We start from the raw sequence: 24,142 nt of genomic DNA on the forward strand, positions 1-24,142 counted from the left end.
CAGATTTGTATAAAGAAATAGACACCATCATCCAAAAAACAATGGTGCCTCTTTCTTAGAAATCTTGGCTTATCGCCAAGCCTTAACGGCGAAAGCGTAAAGCCTGCACTTATACTGATTTCTTAGAAAACTTGGCACTCGCCAGCCTTTGGGCGATGCCTTAGTTGCACTTATGCAGAAAGGAATATGGATATATTTCCTTTACTGCCTAAAAAAGTTTCCTATCAGTGTAAATAACTTATGCATACGAATGAAGGCCGGCTAATATTAAGTTAACAGCTATCAGATTAAACATGATAATCGCAAAGCCGCCTGCAGCTAGCCAGGCTGTTTTTTCTCCATGCCATCCACGTGAAAGTCTTAAATGCAGAAAAGCTGCATAGAAGAAAAAGGTTATTAATGCCCAAACCTCTTTCGGATCCCAGCCCCAGAAGCGTCCCCAGGCTTCTTCTGCCCAGATAGCTGCAAAGATTAATCCTCCTAATGTAAATATCGGAAATCCAATTGCAACTGCACGATATGCTACTTCATCCAATAAATCCGGTTTTGTACCCTTTAACAACGGCTGTATTGCTGCACCAATTCGTTTTCTCAATAGTAACCTGAGTAACACATAAATAATTGATCCGGAAATAAATGACCAGATTAATGTATTAAATTTTCTGCCTGCATCAACACCATGCATCCATTCAGGTGTTTCAAACCATGGTTGCATCACGTCTTCCGTAATTAATGTACCATCTGACGGGGCGGCAATAGCAGGCATAGTATATTCAGATGTAAGCACATTATTACCTGATGGATATTCAAATGTTGCATTATAATTCATTAAGTTAAAGGCAGTTGTTGTAACAATGAAACCAACAAATAAAATTAATGAATATAAAATAATTTCTAGCCAGGTAGTTCGTTTACTTCTAACCGATTGATCAATTTGTCTTATTAAATAGATCAGACCAGCAACAAAACTTATTGTCAATATACCTTGCGCCAACGAAACTGTAGTCACATGTATATATAGCCAGTGACTTTGCAATGACGGCACTAATGGTGCAATATCAGTAGGAAACATGCTTGCATATGCAATAATAATCAGTGCCACAGGTAAGGCAAATAATCCTAATACACTTAATTTATAAATAAAATAAATGATAATAAACGCAAATACGATGGTCATTCCAAAAAATGTCATAAATTCAAACAGGTTACTTACAGGAGCATGTCCGCTTGCAATCCATCTTGTTATAAAATAAACAATTTGCGCAATAAAACCAATAATGGTTAATGTAATCCCAATTTTTCCTGCTATTCCTTTATTGGACTCTTTTCTTTTTTTTCCAATCGTAGCCGAAAAGAATATTGTAGCAATCAAGTAGAGTACAAAAGCTGAATAAAGCATTGTACTGCTTAAACTAACTAAATCCATAAAAACCCTCCTAATTAATTCTGTTCATCAAGTTCTTGTTGATCATCCACCATTTCAATATTTGTATCTGAAATTGCTTTTTCAATATCCTTTTTAACACCGAACCAGTTTTTATTTGTATGTGCAGCCAGTAATAGCCCATCCTTTTTCGGACGTATCCAAATTCTTCTATGCTGCCAGTACATCCCTTGGATAACACCAATCATAAAAATAGCTGCTCCAAGGCCGAAAAATGGCAATGTGTAATCTTTTCTGACACTTAATCCACTAACGTCATGCATCTCGAAATCGGTTATCCCAACTTTATATTCATTTTCACCAGTTGCATCAATATTTTTACCAATTCCTAAGAAGCTTATTTCTGCTTGATCACTTCCTGGAGGATAAACCATTAGAACAAATGCAGGGTTTCTTGGGAAATTTGTTTCAGATGCCGGTTCTCCATTATCATCTAAATAATAATCCGGGTAGTATTGACCCAATTCTACACGAAAACCATTATCCAGCTCGTATTCAGATTCAGGTGCTGTTAAATCAATCGTAAATGTACCCAAAGCTTCCTCATTGGAATCATCTGTTTCATGTATTTTAAATGACATGTTTGTAAATTCATTCAATTGATAACCTTTTTGATAAACTGTATATCCGTCAAATTCTATAGGATGATTCATCCGTATATCATCCTCAATTATTGTTTTAAGTTCAGGTTCTGCACCAGGGACTGAAGACTCCTCTGCTTTATAAATAACTACATCAGTCTGGTAATTACTTGGTACCATACCACCCTCTTGAGTTATCGCATCAGAAAATCGTTCGTCATTTTCATCATAATTCTCGATAGTAAAGTCTTTGTTTTCGATATGATATTCGCCCTTTGTTCCAGGAATTACCATTTGCTGTCCTTCTCTAACCCAGACATACTCACTCGTATAAAAAAGTGGTGTTGTACGAAGTAACGCTGCAAGTAAAATGATAATAAGTCCAATATGGTTTACATAGGGACCCCATCTGGAAAACCGTCCCTTTTCAGCCAGAATGTGTCCATCTTCATCCCTGACCTTGTAATTTTGCTTCTTTAAACGGGCTTTTACTTTTTGTATCTCATCACCAGATACAACTTCCGTTTCACTGAATAATCGTTGTCTGTTTAAAAATGTCTCATGGCGTTTTGCTTTTTGTTTTTTTAAAGCTTTATATAATGGCACAAATCGATCCAGACTGCAAATTACCAATGAAACCCCTATTAAAGCAATTAAAATCATATACCACCAGGAGCCATATAGATTATGAAATCCCAGCTGGTAAAAAATAAGACCAAATATTCCATAACGTTCTTCGTAAAAAATTGCAGGATCGCGTGATACAGCGTCTGCAGGTATGTATATTTCCTGTGGGAAGATAGATCCTACTGCTGAAGCAATTAAAGCAAGAACAATTAACCAGATTCCCACTTTTACAGATGAGAAAAAACTCCATGTTTTATCAATGATAGATTTGTTATATGTTTGTGATCTTCGAGCCGTTCCATCATAACGCATATTCAGGAGTTTTTTCTCATCATTTCCTTCAATATGCTGATTTCCTTCAATCGGTTTACCACAAGCTTCACAAAGGACAGTTCCTTCAGGATTGACATGTCCGCATTCACATTTTATTTTATTCATTCATATCCCTCACAATAATAGTAGGTTGCTTTTTATTACTTTTACTTTGGCTGTATATCCTGAAAGTACCCTTCCAATCTCTCTAAACTCAGTGCACCCTCTACTACTTCCTCAATTTCTCCGTCCGGATTAATAAAAAACGTACTGGGTATTGGTCCTACTTTATATAAATCCTTTACTTCTCCTGTTTTGTCATGTGGAATAGGAAAAGTCAAATCATATTCATCAATAAAACGATGCACAACTAGCTCTGTTGCATCCAAACTGACTGCAACAATTTCGATTCCTTTTTCTTTATATTCAGGGTATAAATCCTGCATGTACGGCATTTCTGCTTCACACGGCTTGCACCAGGTGCCCCAGAAATTCAGCATGACACCTTTACCCTCCAAATCACTTAGCTGGATTGTTTCAAGCTCATTATTTTTACTTATTTGCTGCAGCTTAAAATCAGGTGCAGGATCCCCTGCTCTGTATATTGTATTATCTTTTTGGAGGTTTGAGACAACAGCAAAAACAACTGCCACCAGCATAACTGCCAAAATTACTGATCTAAAAATCAGACGGTTTCTTTTTTTATTTTTTTTATTTTTTCTTATTTGATCTAGACTCAATTGGATCACTCCCCAAGCCATTATACCATTTAAAAGCTATGTTAAATTTGACTATTATTCAACAATTTTTATCGCTTCATTACGCATTTGTTTTACTTCCTTTGGGGTTAGTGACCGGTAGTTCCCTGGTTGCAGTCCTTGTAGTGTCAGCATTCCATATTTTTCTCGTTTTAATTTCATGACAGGATAACCAAGTCCCTCCATCATTCTTCTTACATGTTTGTTCTTGCCTTCATGCAATGTCAATTCAATAATCATCGTGTTTTTCGTTTTGTCTGTGGACAATATATTGTACTTAACTGCTTTTAGAACATCCCTGTCAGCCTTTACACCTTTTTTCAATTGCCCTAATTCCGCATTTCCCGGTATTCCTTTAATTTTAGCAACATATACCTTTTCAATTTCATGCTTCGGATGCATGAGCAGATTAGCAAATTCCCCATCATTTGTTAATAACAGGATACCGGATGTATTATAGTCAAGTCGTCCAATTGGAAAAACCCGTTCTGTTACACCACCTAAAAGTTCAGTTACAACCTTTCTGCCTTTATCATCTTTCACGCTGGAAATGACACCACGCGGCTTATACATCATGTAATATACAGGTGCTTCTTTTTCCAAAGGTACACCATTTACTTCAATTTTGTCACTCTCAGAAACCTTTGAACCGAGCGTATTGATGATCTCATCATTTACCTTTACTTTACCATCTATAATAAGCTGTTCCGCTTTTCGTCTTGACGTTACACCACTCTGTGCAATCACTTTTTGTAATCTTTCCAACTTGTTTGTCATATTATCACCATACTTTAGTTTTTTTTAGGCTCTTTTCGTAAACTTTGGGACTGACTGCACTTCGTTCGCTCGACCAAAATACTGGGGCTGCGCACTGCTCGCCCCATCGAAACCATTTGTTGCTTTTTTAACTTTCGTAGTTTCTATAGTAGACGACGTAAGCGCTAGGTTGTTTTCCGCTTCGGACCGTTGCTTTCCGCGGGCACGGCTTCAGTCTCCTCGAGAAACCCACTCTGCGGGGTCTTCAGACACGTGCTGTTCCCGCAGGAGTCAACGGTCCTTCGCTCAACACACAACCGCTATAAATGTGCAAACAAGAACGATTTGTTTGAATTAATCAAGAAATTTTTCAAATGTTACAAAGCGCAAACCCAGCGGAGGAAACACATGAAGACTCCTTGAAAAAGAAAAACACTTTTTCTGCGTGCGATATTTCGCTTACGTAGTCTTCCTTGTCCTGCGGGAGGAAAGGCATCGGTGAGACCCCTAAAGACGAGTAGCACGAGGAGGCTCACCAGCCGCCCTAAGGTCCGCGAAATGTGTTTCTGTAGCGGTCAATGGATCTACTATCATTGATTTTACGTCGTCTTTTATATCGACTACAGAGCAGAAAAAAACAAATCACTTCGGTAGGACGAGCAGTGCTTAGTCCCATTCTATGCAAAAACAGCCTTTTTTTATATTTTCTTCCATAATAATAGCGCTAACTCTACGTTAACGCCAGTAAAAAATATTATCCAAAAATAATCGAAACAACAATTATTGATGCTAGTATACCAATTAGGTCTGCTAATAGTCCAACCTTTAACGCATACCCCATCTTCTTAATTCCAACAGCACCAAAATAGACGGTTAAAATGTATAATGTCGTATCTGTACTCCCTTGCATGGTTGAGGCTAATCTGCCAATAAATGAATCTGGCCCGTTTGTGGCAATTAATTCCGTGGTCATTCCAAGTGCAGCTGTACCTGAAATAGGTCTCACCAGGGCCAGTGGTATAATCTCAGGTGGAATTCCGATAAATACAAGAAATGGTGTAATCAGATTTGTAAATGCTTCCAGGGCTCCTGAACTTCTCAGTATTGAAATAGAAACAATCATTCCTACTAAAAAAGGAAGTAAAGAAAATGCCATCTTGACACCTTCTTTCCCTCCTTCGACAAACACTTCATAGGTTGAAACCTGCTTCCATGTCGCAGTAATTAGTACAAGCAATAGAAAACATGGTATCAACCAGGTACTAACCGACGTTAAAATCCCCATTTTTATTTCCTCCAGGTACTTTTATAATAGAAAAAACGGTCAATCAGAATCGCACTTAATGAAGATATGACTGTAGCTATAATCGTTGTCCCAACTATTTCAGTAGGAGCGAGTGAATTATATTGCATACGAATCGAAATTACCATTGTTGGGATGATTGTTAAACTCGAAGTATTTAATGCTAAAAATGTGATCATTGATCTTGAGGCGGTATCATTGCCACTTAACTGTTTCATCTGTTCCATTGCTTTGATCCCCATCGGTGTTGCTGCATTACCAAGACCAAATATATTTGCAGTAAAGTTTGATAATATATATCCCATTGCAGGATGATCTTTTGGTATATCCGGAAACAGCTTACTGATAATGGGTCTTAATAACCTTGTAAGTACCCGCAATATACCAGCTTTCTCGGCAACTCTCATAATGCCTAGCCAGAAAACCAAAACACTAATTAATCCAATTGACAAAGTAACAGCTTCATCTGCACTCTCAAATACAGCTTTATTCACTTGATCCATCGTCCCATTAAACATTGCATATATGATTCCAATAACAGCCATACCTGCCCATATAATATTTACCATGATTATTCAAACCCAATAATTTTCTGATACATTGATAACACCAGAGAATAAAACTTATCCTCACGTGGTCTGTTTTCTTCATTGTAAATGGTTGTTTCAGCTATTGGTATGTCATCGAGATAAAAAACAGTTTTCCCGATGGTATCATCAGCTACCCTATTATCCTCTTTTAGTAAATAGGATTTTTTCTTTATATTATCTTTTTCTGCTTCTGTTAACGGGTAAAAAATATCATTCCGGGTAAAACCGGGGATGGATTTGTCCGTTTTTTTAAGTTTATATTGTATTTCTCCTTTTTTAGCAATTGACTCCATATCATAGTTATCAAATCCCCATTCAAACATATTTATATGATCCCGCCAGTCATCAGGAGCGTTTAATGTCACTGCGATAAGATCCATTCCATTTTTGCTGGCTGTAGTGACTAACGTTCTGCCGGTCTTTTTCGTATAACCCGTTTTTCCACCTGTGCAACTATCATAATATTGAGTTAGTAATTTGTTTTTGTTCTGCCAGCTATAAGATCTGTTCTCCGATTTATAGGAAGTAGTCCCGGTTATCTTTCTGAATTCTTCATTTTTCATTGCGCTACGCATCAATAATGCCATATCATAAGCGGAAGAATAATGATTGTCCGAATCGAGCCCATGCGGATTTTCAAAACTGCTGTTTGTCATTCCCAGCCATTTTGCTTTTTCATTCATTAAATAAACAAAGCCTTCTTCACTTCCTCCTATATGTTCACTAATAGCTACTGCAGCATCATTACCGGATCTGAGCATTAAACCATATACAAGATCTTCAATCGTCATTTTTTCTCCCTGCTCCAGGTAGATGGATGATCCCTCTGTATAAATTGCTTTTCTGCTTATTTTAGCTTTCTCTTTCATCTTGTCCGATTCAATTGCTATAAGTGCAGTCATAATTTTAGTAATACTGGCAATCAATTCTGGTTCATGTGCATCTTTTTCATATAATACCCTTCCCGTCGATTGTTCTATTAAAATAGCATTATTAGCGGATACTTCAGGGGTTGCTTGTCCAATTACCGGATTTACCAGACTGAATAATAACAAAATAATGATGAAAAAAATAAATCTCATAGCAGGTTTCCTCCCACGGTTATTATGTCTGTATATTTTATGCAGGAGACATAATGATATGAATAAATTAATCATCGCTCATACAAAACGCCTGAGGAAACCGTGCTATTATACTATTAGTTTGGGATAGCACCCTTTAATATAAATGCCATTTGACCTTTTCAGCTTCTATATACCGCTTATTTACATTTTCCCAATTAACTACATTCCACCAGTTATTTATATAATCTTTTTTATCCGTCTGATATTGTAAATAATAGGCATGTTCCCATACATCCAATACAAGTAAAGGAATCACGTCAGCCTGTTGAAATAGCTGATGTTTTTCAATTGTTTGAACAGCAAGTCTTCCACTTCTTGGTGACCACACCAAAATAGCCCATCCAACCCCTTCTACAGAATTTGCTGCCTCACTAAAAAGTTCCTTAAATTTTTTCCATGAACCAAAGTCTTTATTTATCCGTTTTTTGATTTCACCAATTGGTTCTTTGCTTGAATTTGGTGTCATATTGTACCAAAAAATAGTATGCAAATAGTGTCCCGAACCATTGTAAGCTTGTTCTCTTAACCAATGTTTTATTATGTTATTATCCTGTTTATGTTCATATAAAGCTTTTTCGGCTTTATTTAAACCATCTACATAGGATTGATGATGTACATCATGATGCAGCCTCATAATCTCTTCGTTAATATAGGGTTCTAAAGCATTATATTCGTAAGGTAACGGTGGCAATTGATGCTTTCCATATGGAATACTCGACTGCCCAGGTTTCTTATGCTTTTTGTATTTTATATCATTCAGTATTCGTTCACCTTCCGTTTGTAATAAAGTTAATTCTTCATTTTCAGGATTTTGATCCCGTTCCAGCTCATGATTAATTTGTTGCTGCCAGCTGTCGATTTGCCCGATTGCCAGATTCAATTCATCATCAGGAATTTCATTATCTTTCAACTTAGTTTTAATTTGTTCTCCCCATTCATTAAGACTTTCCAGATACTTTTGATTGGTTTTATTCACATAATCACCCCGGAGTAGCATATGCCCACCCTTAGTCATCTGTGTATTTTAAACAAGCCTCACAGTAATTTATAAAAAAATCACTGTGAGGCTTGTTTTAATACTTATTCTATATCCATCTTTTGGTTAAATTTTTCAAAAAACAAATCAGCTTCCTGTTCAAGTTCATCTGAATCTGCATGATCCGGAAGGGGTGGTAGTTCATCCAAAGATGTTAACCCAAAGTACGTTAAAAAATCTTTATTGGTGCCAAACAATATTGGTCTACCTATACTTTCCTTCCGACCAACCTCTTCAATTAAAAATCTTGAGAGCAGTGTCCGGACTGGTCGATCACTTTTGACCCCTCTGATTTCGTCAATTTCCGTTCGGGTTATCGGTTGCTTGTACGCAATAATGGCCAGTGTTTCCAATGCAGCCTGCGACATTTTCGTGGTTTGGGGTGTTTCCAATAATTTTTTAAAATAAGCGCTATGTTCGGGTTTTGTTGTTAAATGAAAAACCTCATTGGACTGCATAATCATAATCCCTCTGTCTGTACGGTCATAATCAGACTTTAATTCATCCAGTATATGTATAACAGTTGGCTCGATAATCTCCAGTATTTTTGATAATTGTCTACAAGTAATTCCATCGTCACCACTCGCAAATAAGAGGCCTTCCGTAATTGCTTTTAATGCATTAAATTCCATATTTATTCCCCCATATAGAACACAATTAATTCATCGAAGTTATTTTTTTGTTTACAAAAAATCTCATTGGACTTCATTAATTCCAATAATGCCATAAAGGTTACGACGATATGTGATCGGCTTTTTGTTGTAAATAACTGATCAAATGAAATACCTTGTTTTGATCCCCTCACAAGCTCGAGAACATCTTTCATTCTTTCATCAATCGGTATTTCCGCTCTTTTTACTTTTGTATCGAGCGGTTCATTCCACTTTTTCCTCTCAAACATTTTATCTAAAGCGCCAAGCATATCATAAATGGAAATATCTCCTTGGTTCATCAGAGCTTTTTTAGCGATTTGATTGTCAAATACAACAGGGGGTCTGGTGAAGATTTGATTTGCATCTAATTCTTTATCTTTTAGTTTTTCGGCAGCATGTTTAAATTGTCGATATTCAATCAGCCGCTGCATTAGTTCTTCTCTCGGATCTTCTTCATAATCATCCATATCCTCATCAATTTCCTGTTTTGGCAGGAGCATTTGGCTCTTAATCGCTACAAGTGTTGCAGCCATCACAAGATATTCACTTGCAACATTCAACTCGAGCCGTTGCATTGTATGAATATAATTCATATACTGTTCTGTAATTTGTGCAACAGGTATATCATAAATATCAATTTCATATTGTTTGATTAAATGCAGCAATAAATCAAGCGGGCCTTCAAATGCATCTAATTTTACCTGATAAGCCTGATTCATCTTTTTTCTTCCTTTCAATAAAATCTAATCAACTGTTAACAGCTTCAGAATGCACTTTTATAACGAAAATCTTTCAGTTTTGTCATAAACGCCTATACATCATGACTCTTATCATCATAAGTTATTAACGTAAGATAAATGTTACCACAAAACATTTATGTTCAGAAGACAAAGGAGGTTTTTTCAGTGAGTGGTAATTATGGCGGAGGATTTGCGTTGATAGTAGTACTGTTCATTCTATTAATTATTGTTGGTGCTGCTTGGATGTAAGCTGTAGTACTATTCTACAGTAGCTAATATGTGAATATTATTAGCTATTTATAGTAAGAAGAAAGCCAGCCTCTGACAATGGGCTGGCTTTTTTATTCATTTTCCTGTGTGTCAGTTTCATCACATTTACTGTAAAATTGCTGTATTTCATCATTTGCACAAACAGCATATTTTTCTTTATATAGCCTATTCACTTCATTTACCATTTTCTTGCCAATCCCTTGACTGCGATGTGAAGGATTTACAGAAATATGCTGGACAACTGCATTAATATCATTTTCAATCCTTAATCCTATCGCACCTAATACATCTTCATCTTTCCACAAATAAAGATGCCAATTAGGGTTCGTTTCATATTCTTTTATTGTTTGAAGTAATTTTTTTACATCTTTTTTCTCTTCCGGCATAAAAGATAGTAATCCCATGGCTATTTTTTCTAAATTCTTTTTATAACGAATTAACATAGATACCCCTCATTAACAAAATAACTTACAATCTCATTAAGTAATATGGTGGTTAGAGTTTGTTTTGTATATATATTTATGCATTATTACTCTGCTTTGTCAAATTCTGATTCCAAATTGCTCTATCATCCAGCATTAACAATATTTATATAAATCATACTACTATTAATCCCGGAATTTTAAAAGTTATTTTTGATAATTACTTTAACATCCTTTTTAAAGTATGGACAGCCTCTTTAAAAATTGTATAGCCATCCGTTTTCTTTTCTTTAATTTTAAATGGGATAATATTTGCAAAGGCAAGCCATAAATTAAACAAGAAAAGTAAATGCAAAAAATTATTCGGGTAAATGAAATAGGCTAAATAAACCAAAAACGCAAATACAGCATTTGTTATCGGACCTGAAATTGAAATCCATACAATTTCAGACGACTTATATGGAATGTTCCTTTCACTTTTAGCTAAACCGCCTAAAAAGAAAATAGCATTAATAGTTATTTGAATTTTCCCCAGAAAAATTGTACTTATTTTATTGCCGAGACCAATTGATAATGTAATTTGATCAGCATTGACGGTGCGAGCCGCAATAGCATGACCTAGTTCATGCAAAAAGATACTAAAGGGAGCTGCTATCGTAATAAGGAAAACCAGCAAATATATATCCATCAATTACTTCCTTAAAATTTACCTGGATCAGTTCCAGGTTCATGCAATTATTCTGAAGCTATCTTCATTTCTTTCATTACATCACCATTATTCATTTCTTTTGCATATTCAATACCTGATGTAACTTTTCCAAAGACCGTATGAACACCATTTAAATGTGGCTGTGGTTCATGAACAATAAAGAATTGACAGCTTCCAGTATCTTTACCAGCATGTGCCATAGAGAGTGAACCTTCTTCATGTTTATGAGGATTTCCTTCTGTTTCACATTTAATTGTATATCCAGCTGATCCAGTACCATTTCCTACTGGACAACCACCTTGACTAACAAATCCTGGAATTACCCGATGAAAGGCTAGTCCATCATAGAAATTCTCATTTGCCAGTTTTTCAAAATTTGCTACTGTATTCGGTGCTTCCTCAGGATAAAGTTCAAACTCAATTTTATTACCATTTTCCATTACTATATAACCTGTTTTAGTCATTATTAGATTCCCTCCAGAATTTGATTTAGATCATTGTATATTTTAACACTAAATTATTACATTTAAAAGATTTCATTACTTTTCATTTATTATTCATAGGATAAATCGTTTGTAACAACATCCTGATAAGTCTCTCTTTTTACTACTAATTTGTCTTCACCTTTTTCAACAAATACAACCGCTGCATTCGGAAAACGATTATAATGATTGGCCATGGAATAACCGTACGCCCCCGTTGAAAATACTGCCAGAATATCACCATGATCAACATGTGGAACGGGTAGATCCCAAATAAGCATATCACCGGATTCACAGCATTTACCTGCGATTGAAACTTCATTTGTTACAGGATCCATTGCTTTATTAGCCAAAACCGCTTCATATTCAGCCTGATATAGTGCCGGTCTTAAATTATCAGTCATTCCACCATCAACCGAAACATATTTACGAATGCCGGGTATATCTTTCATGGAGCCGATTGTATATAGCGTAATTCCTGCATTTCCTGCGATTGATCTGCCTGGTTCAATCCATATCTCGGGCATTGGTATATTCAACTCTTCTACATGTTGTTGAACTGCCTGCACCAGGGCCTCTGCGTAGGATTGGTATGGGGCAGGAGAATCTTCTTTCGTATAACGAATACCAAATCCTCCTCCAAGATTTAATACTTCAGGTGTATAACCAAATAATTTATTCCATTTGGAAATCTCTTCAAATAATACACTTGTTGCTTTTATAAAACGATCTGTTTCAAAAATTTGTGAACCAATATGACAATGTAACCCTTTAAAACGAATCGATTTATGATTATGCAATAGTTTAAACGCTTCATCAGCCTGTCCATTTTGAAGATTAAAACCAAATTTGGAATCTTCATTTCCGGTCATAATGTATTGATGTGTTTTTGATTCAATACCGGGTGTGACACGCATGAGAACATCTATTTCTTTATTATGTTCTTCTAAAATTCCGGTGATAAGATCTATTTCATAAAAATTATCAACAACAATACAGCCTATATTATGTTCAATAGCCATTGATAGTTCACGTGAGCTTTTATTATTACCATGCAAATGAATTCTTTCTTTTGGAAAACCAGCTTGTAGTGCAGTGTATAATTCTCCTTCTGAAACTACATCCAAACATAATCCTTCCTGCTTAACTACCTGAAGCATTGCAATCGAAGAAAATGCTTTACTGGCATAGGCCACCCTGGCTTTTACACCTAAATCGTCAAACGTATTTACAAAAGCTCTGCAATTATCCCGTATAATAGAAACATCATATACGTATAACGGTGTACCATATTTTTCAGCTAATATGGTGGTATCAAGCCCGCCAATTTCCAAATGGCCCTGTTTGTTTACTTGAAACGGATGATTGTCTATTAACATATCTATTTACCCCGATTCCCTTCAAAAATATAAAATGATACAAAAACTTTATCATATTAAAGGAAAAAACAAAAGAGCTAACAATTCTAAGTTAGCTCTTTTCTATTGGTTGACGATAATTGTTTTTCGGGTGGACAATACTTGGTCTTGTATTTGCAAATGGAACTGGAATGCGGAATATGATATGGAGTATAGCTTTCGCATTAAACGGTATGAATGGCCATAGATAAGGTGTTTTTAAAGACCTTAAATTTACTAAATAGAGGGTATGAATCACAATACCAATAATAAATCCATTTAATAAAAAAATACCTGTTAACAACACGAACAATAAATTTATTAATTTATTTGCTACACTTAATTCATAGCTGGGAGTCACATATGCTCCAATCGCACTGACGGCAACATATAATATTACCTCAGGGGTAAACATACCCACATCAATTGCTATTTGCCCTATCAATACAGCTGCTATAAGTCCCATAGCAGTAGATAGCGGAGTTGGTGTATGAATTGCTGCCATACGCAGAAACTCTATTCCTAAACTTGCCATAATTATTTGAACGGTTATCGGAATATTTCCCTCATCATTCGGGCCAATAAATGACAGTTCTTTAGGAAGCAAAGTCGGATCCAAAACAAATAACAACCATAATGGCAATAGATACATCGATGCAAATACAGCAATAAATCTGATCCATCTCACAAATGTTCCGATTGCAGGAGATTGACGATATTCTTCTGCATGCTGCAAATGATGAAAAAATGTTGTCGGCAAAATAATCGCACTTGGGGATGTATCCACAATAATGAGTACATGACCTTCCAATAAGTGACTTGCAGCTACATCAGGTCTTTCAGTATATCTTACTAAAGGATATGGATTCCATTTAGATTCTATAATAAATTCCTCAACTGTTTTATCCGCCATCGAAATTCCATCAATTTCAATATCATTAATTTTCTTTTTTATTAAATCGATAAGTCCATCATCGGCAACATCCTGCAGATAACTAATACAAATATCCGTTTTAGAGCGCTCGCCAACCTTTAACATTTCATTTCTCAGCCTTGCATCCCTGATTCTTCTTCTTGTTAAGGCAGAATTTTCTACGACATTTTCAGTATATCCATCTCTTGAACCACGAACGACTCTTTCTGTATCCGGCTCATCCGGAGTTCTTCCAGGGTAACTCCGTACATCAATTACAAGTGCATGTTTTTCCCCGTTTACGAATAGGACGATTAAACCTGACAGCATTTGGTCTACTGCTTCGTCCATTGTTTCGATGGGTGTTACCTGCTGATGGACTAAACGATTCTTAATTATTTCATAAACCTTTTTTGAATTGCTCTCCGTATCATTGATACTCACCAGTTTACTTAAAAGTTCAGAAATAATTAATGAATCACATAAACCCGTCACATAATAGATTTGTATTTCTTTCTTAAGAATGATGAGTTCTCTAAATCCGAGATCAAATGAAACGTCAACACCTATTCTTTCTCTCATATAGGCTTCATTATTTTTTATAGTTGGAGATATAAGACTTTTATTATCTTTTTGTTTCATTATTTACAATCCACCTTCATGTTGCGGAATTACTTAACAAATATCGTCCACTGAAATATTGAACCTGCGATCTTACCAAAAACAATCGCCATAAGTAACCACAGGATATGTTGGTCTATTCCCAGCCGCTTATTTAATATCGGGAAAACATTCAACACCTCAGTTAATGCCGCAGCAAGCATCCCGTTAAATATTCCGTGCAGCAATCCCCAAAAAGCAAGTAGAATCATTGGTTGCTCCCAGGTTATATTTGTAAAAGACAGATAGGTTCCAAATAATATCCCAAAAATGACGCATCCAATATAAACTTTTAATAATTTTTCCGATTTACTTAGTTGAATTAAACGTGGAATAATTCCCAAAACGGTCAGAAATGCAACAAACCCAGCTCCAACAGCAAGACCTCCTGAAAACCCAATAATAATCTGTATTAAATTAAAGAGGAGGCTTTGTATCATTTAATTCATTTTCATAGTAATTTACATAATTATCAAGATCCTGCTGGTAATTAAAAATCTCTACTTCCAATGGGCTTGGCTCTTCATTAATCCGCTTATTAAACCAATGGTTAAAAAATAACAACATCCCCATCCCCAGACCAATTGAATATGGAATTTGAATCCACAGAGGGAATTCATTTTGCTTGCCTGTAAGTATATAATGCAGTTTTTGTTGAACTTCCTGCATGCTGACGTCATAATGAAAATTCATAATAGTCATTGCCGCCCCAACAAATAATAAAACCCAAACTGCTGACACTAACAAAATAGCTGGTTTCTTATTATTTTTTTTAATTCGTATGATCGTTTGAGTTGGTCCAATCAGCTGTATTTCTATATTTTTGTATATGCTGTTTAAATGATCAAGGATTAAAAAACTGTCAATGATAACAATATTTTTATCCTTTTTTGTGATTCTATAAATCGGAATACTTTCTAATTTTTCCTTACTTACTGCAGTAGTTGATATATAAGCAATATCTTTTAATTGAACCTCTTGCATTGAGGATAATTCCAGATTTTTTTTCATTCGCAAATAAATAATGTCTCCCACTATATATCATCCTCTTAGTTGTTGTTTGAATAGGTGATCATTTGTTATAGAAATAGTATTTGCCAGAACTATGATTATTATGACGAAAAAAAATCATCACAGCTACGTGATGATTTAATCATTTCATGAATCCATATTCATCTTCATGTCATGTAATATCTTTTTTTCAAGTCTTGATACCTGCACCTGTGATATTCCAAGTCTTTCCGCAACTTCTGACTGGGTTTGGTCTTTATAATAGCGTAAGTAGACTATTAATCGTTCACGTTCATTTAAACCTCTGATTGCCTCTTGTAAGGTCAGTTTGTCAAACCATTTCGTATCGTGTTCAGCGATTTGATCCAGTAGTGTAATCGGGTCACCATCATTTTCAAAAACTGTTTCATGAATGGAATGCGGTGATTTTGCTGCTTCCTGTGCATGAACTACTTCTTCAGGAGAAATTTCCAATGCTTCAGCAATTTCATTTACTGTGGGAGACCTCCCATGCTGTTTGGTTAACTCATCTTTCTTTTTACGAATTTTATTCCCTGCTTCTTTTAAAGAACGACTTACTTTCACACTTCCGTCATCCCTTATAAATCGCTGAATCTCCCCAATAATCATCGGAACAGCATATGTTGAGAAACGAACATCATAGGAAAGATCAAATTTATCAATCGATTTTATTAAACCGATACTTCCAATTTGGAATAAATCATCAGGATCATATCCCCTGTTGATAAAGCGCTGTACAACAGACCATACTAGACGAATGTTTTTTTCAACTAATTGATCCCTGGCTTCTTTATCCCCCTGTTGACTCCTAAGAATATAATCTTTTACCTGTTCATCCGTTAAAGCGTTTTTTCGTTTCGTCTTTTTAACATTTACATCCATAGGCATCCCTATTTACTAACCGTTTTACTTTTCATTAGTTGCTTCGTCATGAAAACTGTTGTTCCTTTACCAGGGGTAGAAATAACTTCAACGGAATCCATAAAATTTTCAATGATTGTAAAACCCATTCCGGACCTTTCCAATTCCGGTTTGGATGTATACAGTGGTTGCAACGCTTCATCAATGTCACCAATACCAATGCCATTATCTTTAATTGTTAATTCGATTTCCCCGTCATATATGACGCAATTAATAGAGATTTTATGATGTGCTTCGTTATTATACCCATGAATAATGGAATTTGTTACTGCCTCTGAAACTACCGTTTTAATTTCCGTTAACTCATCCATTGTTGGATCCAATTGTGTAATAAAGGCCCCAACAGTTACTCTTGCAAAAGCTTCATTTTCACTGACACTTGAAAATTCTACAAACATTTCATTCCTCATGAAGCCACCCCCAATGATTCTAATGCAAATTCCTCGTTCTCCTCTAAACGCACAATTTTAAACAACCCTGACATTTCAAATAAACGTTTAATTGGCGGAGAGATGGAGCATACAACCATCTCTCCACCAAGCTGCAATACTTCTTTATATCTGCCCAGTATCACACCAAGGCCGGAGCTATCCATAAAGGTTACAAATTCCAAATTTAAAATTACATGCTTTACTGAATTTGTATAGATGAGATCCTTCCATTTATTTCTTAGTGCCTCTGCCTCATGATGGTCCAGCTCTCCGGACAATCTTACAATCAATACATCTTCTTTAATATCAAACATTGAATTTAATCCCATTTCCTTACCTCCTCATTTTACTCTGTAAGTTCTCTTTCTTTATGAAGGGGGTTAATTCCTGCTATATGACAAAAGAAGAAGAAATCCATCTAAATTAGAAGAAATTATCTGGATTTCACCAATTTCTGCAAGGATCTTTTAAATAATGTAAAATAGCTTGCCTTTTCAATGTTCTGTTCAACTGTTAGAGGGGTTTCGGATAAAACTTCCTCCCCATTTTTTACAATTAATTTTCCAACCTGGTCTCCTCTTTTTAATGGAAGATCAATCTCCTTATTCAGGTGAACCTCCGTATTTATATTTTCAGTACTCTCCCCTTTTCCATGAATCACACTAATTGATTGTGATGCTACAATATCAATGTTTTTATTCTCTGCTTTTAATAGTTGTAAATTGGTAATAATTTGATCTTTTTCAAATAATTTTTTTGTATCAAACTGGTTAAATGCATAATCTAGCATTTGTGATACCGTGGCATTTCGTTCTTTCGTAGTTTCTGCTCCCATTACAACTGCAATGACACGCATGTCATTCTTTTTAGCTGTAGCAGTTAAACAATATTTAGCTTCATTTGTAAAACCTGTTTTTAAACCATCCACTCCAGGATAGAATTTAACCAATTTATTCGTATTTACTAACCAAAATTCATTCTTTTCACCTTTTCGCAGGTAATCTTCATAAATTGATGTGTATTCTGTTATAGTTTCGTATTTTAATAATTCTTTCGCAATTATTGCCATATCATATGCTGTACTGTAATGATCCTCAGCAGGTAAACCTGTAGAATTTTGAAATTTAGTATTTTTTAAATTTAATTCCTTTACTTTATCGTTCATTTTAGTAACGAAAGCATCTTCACTTCCAGCTATTCGTTCTGCCAATGCTACACTTGCATCATTTCCTGAAGCAATTGCAACTCCCTTTAATAGGTCTTCAACTGACATTTCTTCACCTGCTTCAAGAAACACCTGTGAACCTCCCATGGAAGCAGCACGTTCGCTTACACGAATTATTTCATCATATTTTAAATTGCCTTGATCCAATGCCTCCATTATTAATAGAAGTGTCATAACCTTCGTCATGCTTGCAGGTGGAAGCTTCTCATTCGCATTTTTATCAAAAAGCAATTTTCCCGTATCACGTTCAATTAGAATAGCTGATTTTGCATTAGGCGCAAGGCTTAAATTTCCATCAGAATTATCTGTGCTTTTTTCTTCACCAAATACTGGTATAACTGAAATAAAAAGCATAGAAATGACGATGCTAAAAATTAACACATACTTTTTCATAGTTTTACCTCCAACAATCAATATAATTCTAGGGTTACCGAAACTGGTATTTTTTATACGGAATAAACGCCCAAATAATCAAAAAGGCTGTTTTCGAAAAGGTTATTGTTTTTGGCATAAAAGATGTAGAAGACGACGTATGCGCTTGGTTGTTTTCCGCTGCGGACCGTTGCGGACCTTAGGGCACGGCTTCAGCCTCCTCGAGAAACCCACTCTGCGGGGTCTTCAGACACGTGCTGTTCTAAGTAGGAGTCAACGGTCCTCCGCTCCAAACAACTGCCAAAAATATACAAACAAGAACCATTTGTTTGAATTAATCAAGAATTTTTTTTAAAGTTACAAAGTTCCATCACAGTGGAGGAAACACATTGAAGACTCCTGCGGGGGGAAAGGCATAGGTGAGACCCCCGAGTGCGTAGCATGAGGAGGCTCACCAGCCGCCCTAAGGTCCGCAAAATGTGTTTCCGGAGCGGTCGTTGAGACCTACTAACATTGATTTTACGTCGTCTTTTCTATCAAATACGATAGTTAAAAAGTAACAATATTTTGATGGAGCGAATGAAGTGCAGTCCCAGAGTATACCAAAAAAGCCAAAAAAAACACACCTGTTAAAGTGTGTTTTTGATAATTATTTTGTAACTGTATCATAGATTAAAGTTGGTGCTTTTACGTCATTTTTTGTAATAGCTATACTAGCATATAGCTTTTCTTTTACTTCTTCAACTGAATCTTGATTTGCATGTATAGTCAATAATGACTCGCCTTCTTCAACTAAATCCCCAATCTTTTTATGTAGTACAATTCCTACAGCAAGATCAATTTCGGATTCTTTTGTTGCTCTGCCGGCGCCTAGCAGCATTGCTGCAGTACCTATATCATCGGCAATTATTTCTTCAATTGTCCCGGATACTTTTGCTGGAAGCTCTATTTTATATGATGCTTTTGGAAGTAGTTCAGGATTGTCGGCTATAGCAGCATCTCCACCCTGGGACTTTAGAAAGATTTTGAACTGTTCAAATGCCTTGCCATTTGAAATGTTTTCTTTTAATTTTTCTCTTGCTTCTTCAATACTGCTTGCTTTCTTTGCCAGTACAACCATTTGACTGCCTAAAGTAAGCGAAAGTTCCGTTAAGTCATCAGGTCCTTTGCCTTTTAGAGTATCAATAGCTTCTTTTACTTCTAAAGCATTACCAATAGCATTACCTAAGGGCTGACTCATGTCTGAAATAATCGCCATTGTATTTCTTCCTACACGGTTTCCAATAGACACCATTGCATTTGCAAGATCTCTTGCATCATCCAGGTCTTTCATAAATGCACCAGCACCTGTTTTAACATCAAGAACGATGGCATCAGCACCTGAAGCTATTTTTTTACTCATAATGGAGCTTGCAATCAACGGAATGGAATTCACCGTTGCCGTAACATCTCTTAAGCTGTAAAGTTTCTTATCTGCAGGTGTCAAATTACCTGACTGACCAACTACAGCAACTTTATTTTTATTTACAAGCCCGATAAACTCATCATTCGATATTTCGACATGAAATCCGGAAACTGCCTCTAACTTATCAACTGTTCCACCTGTGTGACCTAGTCCTCTTCCACTCATTTTTGCAACAGGTACTCCAACTGACGCAACTAAAGGAGCTAATACTAATGTTGTTGTATCACCAACTCCACCTGTGGAATGTTTATCAACCTTTATTCCCGAAATAGGAGAAAGGTCAATTTGATCACCCGATTTCACCATGGAATCGGTTAAATTCGCCCGTTCTTCTTCCGTCATATCCTGAAAGTAGATTGCCATTAATAACGCGCTAACCTGATAATCCGGAATTTCTCCTTCTGTATATCCTTTTATGAAAAAATTAATTTCTGCCTTTGATAATTCATGTCCATCTCTCTTTTTTTCGATAATATCGTACATTCGCATTTTATGATCACCTTTTTTAAATTTATTGTGGTAATGAATGAATAATTTTCTTTACAAACAGTAAAAAGTCTTCTTTTACCTTATCAGTTGTTTCAATTACCTCTGTATGTGTTAACGGTTGGTCTAATATACCTGCTGCCATATTTGAAATACATGAAATTCCCAGGACACGAACACCTGCATGTGCAGCAACAGTAACTTCTGGCACTGTAGACATTCCTACAGCGTCACCACCAAAGGTTCTCAGCATTTTAATTTCTGCCGGTGTTTCGTAAACAGGACCGGTGTTTCCTACATAAACGCCTTTTTGAATAGTTAGCCCCAGCTCTTTGGAACAATCCTCGGCATGTTTAATATATTGCCTGTCATAACATTGAGACATATCCGGAAAACGTGCTCCTAATTCATCATTATTTTTTCCGATTAATGGATTATTCCCCATATTATTTATATGATCTGTAATTAACATGAGATCACCGGGACTGAAGCTTGTATTTATCCCGCCTGCAGCGTTTGTAACAATAATTCCTTCAATACCCAATTGTTTCATGACACGTATTGGAAAAGTCACCTGCTTCATAGAATAACCTTCATAGTAATGAAAACGCCCCTGCATAGCAATAACCTGTTTCCCCTCTAAAGTACCAGCAACTATTTGCCCTTTGTGGCCCGCAACAGTTGATTCCGGAAAATGAGGAATATCTTTATAAGAGATTGCTACTGAATCCTCAATTTCGTCGGCTAATATTCCCAGTCCAGATCCAAGTATTAGTCCAATTGATGGTTTAATTGATAATTTATTCTGTATAAACGAACTTGCCTCATTGATTGTTAATTGATCCAATTGACTTCATCCCTTCATATTAATTTCATTTAAAAAACTTTTCCCGAATTTCGGCATGCTAACATTAAAATTTTCCGCAATAGTTGCTCCAATGTCTGCAAATGTTTCTCTTTCCGGGAGTTGCTGACCTGAGGTAATACCTGTATGAAAAGCTATTAATGGAACAAATTCACGTGTATGATCAGTTCCGTGATGAACAGGGTCATTCCCATGGTCTGCAGTAATAAGCAAAAGGTCATCCGCTTTAAGCTTGTTAAAAACCTCAGGAAGTCTCACGTCATATGCTTCAAGAGCTTTCCCATAACCTTCGGGATCACGGCGATGACCATATTTTGCATCAAAATCAACTAAGTTTAAGAAACTTATCCCGTTAAAATCCTTATCCATTGATTCAACCAGTTTTGTCATACCATCTTCATTATCTATGGTACGGATAGATTCTGTTACCCCTTCACCGTCATAAATATCAGAAATTTTGCCAAGTGCAATAACATCATAGTTATCATCCTTAAGCTCATTCATTACTGTTCGGCCAAATGGTTTTAAAGCATAATCATGACGGTTAGATGTCCGTTGAAATGCACCAGGTTCCCCGATAAACGGTCGTGCAATTATACGGCCAACCATATATTTTTCATCAAGTGTTAATTCACGTGCAATTTCACAAATTCGATACTGCTCTTCGATTGGAATAATTTCTTCATGTGCTGCGATTTGCAGCACTGAATCTGCTGAGGTATATACGATTAATGCCCCTGTTTCCATATGCTCCTTACCAAGCTCTTCCAATATTTCTGTACCTGAGGCTGGTTTATTTCCGATGATTTTTCGACCTGATCTACTCTCTAACTCATTTATTAATTCTTCAGGAAAACCATCAGGGAACGTTCTGAAAGGCTGTTGAATATTTAACCCCATTATTTCCCAGTGTCCTGTCATTGTATCTTTACCATTGGATGCTTCCTGCATTTTTGTATAGTGTGCCTTTGGTGTTTCCGGTTTTTGGATTCCTTTAATTTCTTTTATATTGCTCAGACCCAGCTTCGCCATATTGGGCATATGGAGTCCATTCATATGCTCTGCAATATGTCCCAGTGTATCAGCGCCTCTATCATTGAACTCATCGGCATCCGGTGCTTCCCCGATACCAACTGAATCCATTACGATTAAAAATACACGTTTGAAATTTTTCATATTTAATACCTCCTGTAATTATATTCCCAACTCTCACCATATATATGTCTTTGGTTTCATGTTGTAGGATGTCAGACAACTAAAATTAAAAATTAAGCCCTGGGATGATATGATTCATATATATCTTTTAATCTAGTTTTTGTCACATGTGTGTATATTTGTGTTGTGGATATATCCACATGTCCAAGCATCTCCTGAACCACACGTAAATCTGCACCATTCTCCAGCAAATGTGTAGCAAAGGAATGACGTAATGTATGTGGGGTTATTGTCTTTTTTATACCTGCCTCTCTTGAAGCAGCTTTTAATATTTTCCAGAACCCCTGGCGTGATAATTGTCTTCCATGCTGGTTAACAAACAGCATTGTTGTATCATTATTTCGTTTTACTAATTGCCCTCTTGCATCATTTAGATATTCTTCTACTGCATGTATTGCGACATTTCCAAGTGGAACAATTCTCTCTTTTGACCCTTTTCCAAAACATTGGACAAACCCCATAGTTAAATGAAGATCACTTACTTTCAATGAAATCATTTCACTGACACGTAATCCAGTAGCATAAAGTAGTTCGAACATTGCTTTATTCCGGCTTCTTAAAGGTGTGCTTCCATTAATACTCAGTAATGCTTCAATTTCCTGTACTGATAATACATCAGGAAGTTTTCTTTCTTTTTTTGGTGTTTCAATATGTAGACTTGCATCCTTATTTACAATTTGTTCCCGTATTAAAAATTGATGAAATGCACGTATCGATGAAATATGACGTGAAATCGTTGATGATGATTTCCCATTATCCTTTAGCATGTACAAAAAGCCAATAATATCATTTCTGATAACATCGTTCCAATCCGTTTTCTGAACTACTTTTTCAATATAGTGAATGTATCCTCTTAAGTCACGCTTGTACGATGTTAATGTATTATCTGATAAACCTCTTTCTATTTGTAAATAATGAAAAAAATCATCTATTGCATAAGTAAGCATACCTGTTACTCCCCTAATCGAAAAAATAAATTCAATCGATCAAAAAAACTTTGCTCTGTATTAAATACTTTTACTGCCGGACCTTCTGGTGGATCGTAGCGATGATATTGCTCATATTCGGAATGCATCGCACGCAAACCAAAATAAAATAAAAATGTGCATGCTATAAATATAATAAAAACCTTTATTGTATCCCATATTATTCGTTTCATACAGCATATCCTCTCTTTCTCAGAAAAACTAATCCTATTAGAAGATATGCCAAAAAAGAATAACATTATACATACAATATTAAGAAGCTGGGTTTAAATGCCTTTTTTATCCAACTAAAAAGCATTACATCACAAATGTACCTCTTTTCGATTGATTTGTAAATTAAAAAAACACTTGTAACCTGGATTGAAAT

The 24,142-nt window shown here is 35.9% G+C and carries 27 protein-coding genes; 1 reads left to right on the forward strand and 26 read right to left on the reverse strand.

What is annotated here, in order from left to right:
• Positions 1-238 precede the first annotated feature (238 nt).
• The 10 genes from ccsB to CIL05_RS11825 form a co-directional block, all read right to left on the reverse strand.
• Positions 239-1,426 carry a c-type cytochrome biogenesis protein CcsB gene (ccsB, locus tag CIL05_RS11780; RefSeq protein WP_095655734.1) on the reverse strand — a complete coding sequence of 396 codons (1,188 nt, stop codon included), beginning with the start codon at positions 1,424-1,426 and terminating at the stop codon, positions 239-241.
• Positions 1,427-1,440: 14 nt separating this feature from the next.
• Positions 1,441-3,090: a cytochrome c biogenesis protein ResB gene (gene resB, locus CIL05_RS11785; RefSeq protein ID WP_095655735.1), complete on the reverse strand. Its 1,650-nt coding sequence runs from the start codon at positions 3,088-3,090 to the stop codon at positions 1,441-1,443.
• A 41-nt stretch (positions 3,091-3,131) separates the two neighbouring features.
• Entirely contained in the window at positions 3,132-3,704 is a 573-nt protein-coding gene (gene resA / locus CIL05_RS11790) for a thiol-disulfide oxidoreductase ResA (RefSeq protein WP_095655736.1), read from the reverse strand.
• 54 nt (positions 3,705-3,758) lie between these two features.
• Positions 3,759-4,499: a pseudouridine synthase gene (locus CIL05_RS11795; protein WP_095655737.1), complete on the reverse strand. Its 741-nt coding sequence runs from the start codon at positions 4,497-4,499 to the stop codon at positions 3,759-3,761.
• A gap of 733 nt (positions 4,500-5,232) precedes the next feature.
• Entirely contained in the window at positions 5,233-5,763 is a 531-nt protein-coding gene (locus CIL05_RS11800) for a spore maturation protein (protein WP_095655738.1), read from the reverse strand.
• Between the two features lie 2 nt (positions 5,764-5,765).
• Positions 5,766-6,350: a nucleoside recognition domain-containing protein gene (locus CIL05_RS11805; protein WP_095655739.1), complete on the reverse strand. Its 585-nt coding sequence runs from the start codon at positions 6,348-6,350 to the stop codon at positions 5,766-5,768.
• Positions 6,351-6,352: 2 nt separating this feature from the next.
• Positions 6,353-7,453, reverse strand: coding sequence for a D-alanyl-D-alanine carboxypeptidase family protein (locus CIL05_RS11810; RefSeq protein WP_095655740.1), 1,101 nt, complete (start codon positions 7,451-7,453; stop codon positions 6,353-6,355).
• Positions 7,454-7,589: 136 nt separating this feature from the next.
• On the reverse strand, positions 7,590-8,471 hold the full coding sequence (locus CIL05_RS11815) for a superoxide dismutase (RefSeq protein WP_240510177.1): 882 nt from the start codon (positions 8,469-8,471) through the stop codon (positions 7,590-7,592).
• A 104-nt stretch (positions 8,472-8,575) separates the two neighbouring features.
• Complete coding sequence (gene scpB / locus CIL05_RS11820) at positions 8,576-9,163, reverse strand: SMC-Scp complex subunit ScpB (protein WP_095655742.1); 588 nt, start codon at positions 9,161-9,163, stop codon at positions 8,576-8,578.
• A 2-nt stretch (positions 9,164-9,165) separates the two neighbouring features.
• Complete coding sequence (locus CIL05_RS11825) at positions 9,166-9,903, reverse strand: segregation/condensation protein A (RefSeq protein WP_095655743.1); 738 nt, start codon at positions 9,901-9,903, stop codon at positions 9,166-9,168.
• Between the two features lie 186 nt (positions 9,904-10,089).
• Between CIL05_RS11825 and CIL05_RS22635 the strand changes: the two genes are divergently transcribed.
• Complete coding sequence (locus tag CIL05_RS22635; RefSeq protein ID WP_077326775.1) at positions 10,090-10,173, forward strand: YjcZ family sporulation protein; 84 nt, start codon at positions 10,090-10,092, stop codon at positions 10,171-10,173.
• A 92-nt stretch (positions 10,174-10,265) separates the two neighbouring features.
• Here CIL05_RS22635 and CIL05_RS11835 read toward each other — a convergent pair whose 3' ends face one another.
• The 16 genes from CIL05_RS11835 to CIL05_RS11910 form a co-directional block, all read right to left on the reverse strand.
• Positions 10,266-10,637 (reverse strand): GNAT family N-acetyltransferase, encoded by a 372-nt coding sequence (locus tag CIL05_RS11835; protein WP_095655745.1) that lies wholly within the window; start codon positions 10,635-10,637, stop codon positions 10,266-10,268.
• A gap of 199 nt (positions 10,638-10,836) precedes the next feature.
• A complete protein-coding gene (locus tag CIL05_RS11840; RefSeq protein ID WP_095655746.1) occupies positions 10,837-11,304 on the reverse strand; it encodes a site-2 protease family protein in 468 nt (155 codons plus the stop codon).
• A gap of 47 nt (positions 11,305-11,351) precedes the next feature.
• The gene (locus tag CIL05_RS11845) at positions 11,352-11,789 is read right to left on the reverse strand and encodes a peptidylprolyl isomerase (RefSeq protein ID WP_095655747.1); all 438 of its coding nucleotides are present in this window, start codon (positions 11,787-11,789) and stop codon (positions 11,352-11,354) included.
• Positions 11,790-11,878: 89 nt separating this feature from the next.
• Positions 11,879-13,186, reverse strand: coding sequence for a diaminopimelate decarboxylase (lysA, locus tag CIL05_RS11850; protein WP_095655748.1), 1,308 nt, complete (start codon positions 13,184-13,186; stop codon positions 11,879-11,881).
• Between the two features lie 91 nt (positions 13,187-13,277).
• A complete protein-coding gene (locus CIL05_RS11855; protein WP_095655749.1) occupies positions 13,278-14,759 on the reverse strand; it encodes a spore germination protein in 1,482 nt (493 codons plus the stop codon).
• Positions 14,760-14,788: 29 nt separating this feature from the next.
• Positions 14,789-15,217 (reverse strand): stage V sporulation protein AB, encoded by a 429-nt coding sequence (locus CIL05_RS11860; protein ID WP_095655750.1) that lies wholly within the window; start codon positions 15,215-15,217, stop codon positions 14,789-14,791.
• On the reverse strand, positions 15,195-15,812 hold the full coding sequence (locus CIL05_RS11865) for a stage V sporulation protein AA (RefSeq protein WP_095655751.1): 618 nt from the start codon (positions 15,810-15,812) through the stop codon (positions 15,195-15,197). The genes CIL05_RS11860 and CIL05_RS11865 overlap by 23 nt, the downstream gene beginning before the upstream one ends.
• Positions 15,813-15,935: 123 nt before the next feature.
• Positions 15,936-16,691: an RNA polymerase sporulation sigma factor SigF gene (sigF, locus tag CIL05_RS11870; protein ID WP_095655752.1), complete on the reverse strand. Its 756-nt coding sequence runs from the start codon at positions 16,689-16,691 to the stop codon at positions 15,936-15,938.
• A gap of 8 nt (positions 16,692-16,699) precedes the next feature.
• Complete coding sequence (gene spoIIAB, locus CIL05_RS11875; RefSeq protein WP_095655753.1) at positions 16,700-17,140, reverse strand: anti-sigma F factor; 441 nt, start codon at positions 17,138-17,140, stop codon at positions 16,700-16,702.
• Positions 17,137-17,490 (reverse strand): anti-sigma F factor antagonist, encoded by a 354-nt coding sequence (spoIIAA, locus tag CIL05_RS11880; RefSeq protein ID WP_095655754.1) that lies wholly within the window; start codon positions 17,488-17,490, stop codon positions 17,137-17,139. The genes spoIIAB and spoIIAA overlap by 4 nt, the downstream gene beginning before the upstream one ends.
• Before the next feature lie 104 nt (positions 17,491-17,594).
• The gene (locus CIL05_RS11885) at positions 17,595-18,779 is read right to left on the reverse strand and encodes a D-alanyl-D-alanine carboxypeptidase family protein (RefSeq protein ID WP_095655755.1); all 1,185 of its coding nucleotides are present in this window, start codon (positions 18,777-18,779) and stop codon (positions 17,595-17,597) included.
• A 628-nt stretch (positions 18,780-19,407) separates the two neighbouring features.
• The gene (locus CIL05_RS11890; protein WP_095655756.1) at positions 19,408-20,712 is read right to left on the reverse strand and encodes a pyrimidine-nucleoside phosphorylase; all 1,305 of its coding nucleotides are present in this window, start codon (positions 20,710-20,712) and stop codon (positions 19,408-19,410) included.
• Positions 20,713-20,734: 22 nt separating this feature from the next.
• Positions 20,735-21,556 (reverse strand): purine-nucleoside phosphorylase, encoded by an 822-nt coding sequence (locus CIL05_RS11895; RefSeq protein WP_095655757.1) that lies wholly within the window; start codon positions 21,554-21,556, stop codon positions 20,735-20,737.
• 6 nt (positions 21,557-21,562) lie between these two features.
• Complete coding sequence (gene deoB, locus CIL05_RS11900) at positions 21,563-22,750, reverse strand: phosphopentomutase (RefSeq protein ID WP_095655758.1); 1,188 nt, start codon at positions 22,748-22,750, stop codon at positions 21,563-21,565.
• 92 nt (positions 22,751-22,842) lie between these two features.
• Positions 22,843-23,736: a site-specific tyrosine recombinase XerD gene (xerD, locus tag CIL05_RS11905; RefSeq protein WP_095655759.1), complete on the reverse strand. Its 894-nt coding sequence runs from the start codon at positions 23,734-23,736 to the stop codon at positions 22,843-22,845.
• A 5-nt stretch (positions 23,737-23,741) separates the two neighbouring features.
• Positions 23,742-23,948 (reverse strand): YqzK family protein, encoded by a 207-nt coding sequence (locus tag CIL05_RS11910; protein WP_095655760.1) that lies wholly within the window; start codon positions 23,946-23,948, stop codon positions 23,742-23,744.
• Positions 23,949-24,142 lie beyond the last annotated feature (194 nt).

Origin of the sequence: Virgibacillus profundi, from assembly GCF_002287375.1 — a bacterium.
In the GTDB taxonomy this organism is placed as follows: domain Bacteria; phylum Bacillota; class Bacilli; order Bacillales; family Amphibacillaceae; genus Virgibacillus_K; species Virgibacillus_K profundi.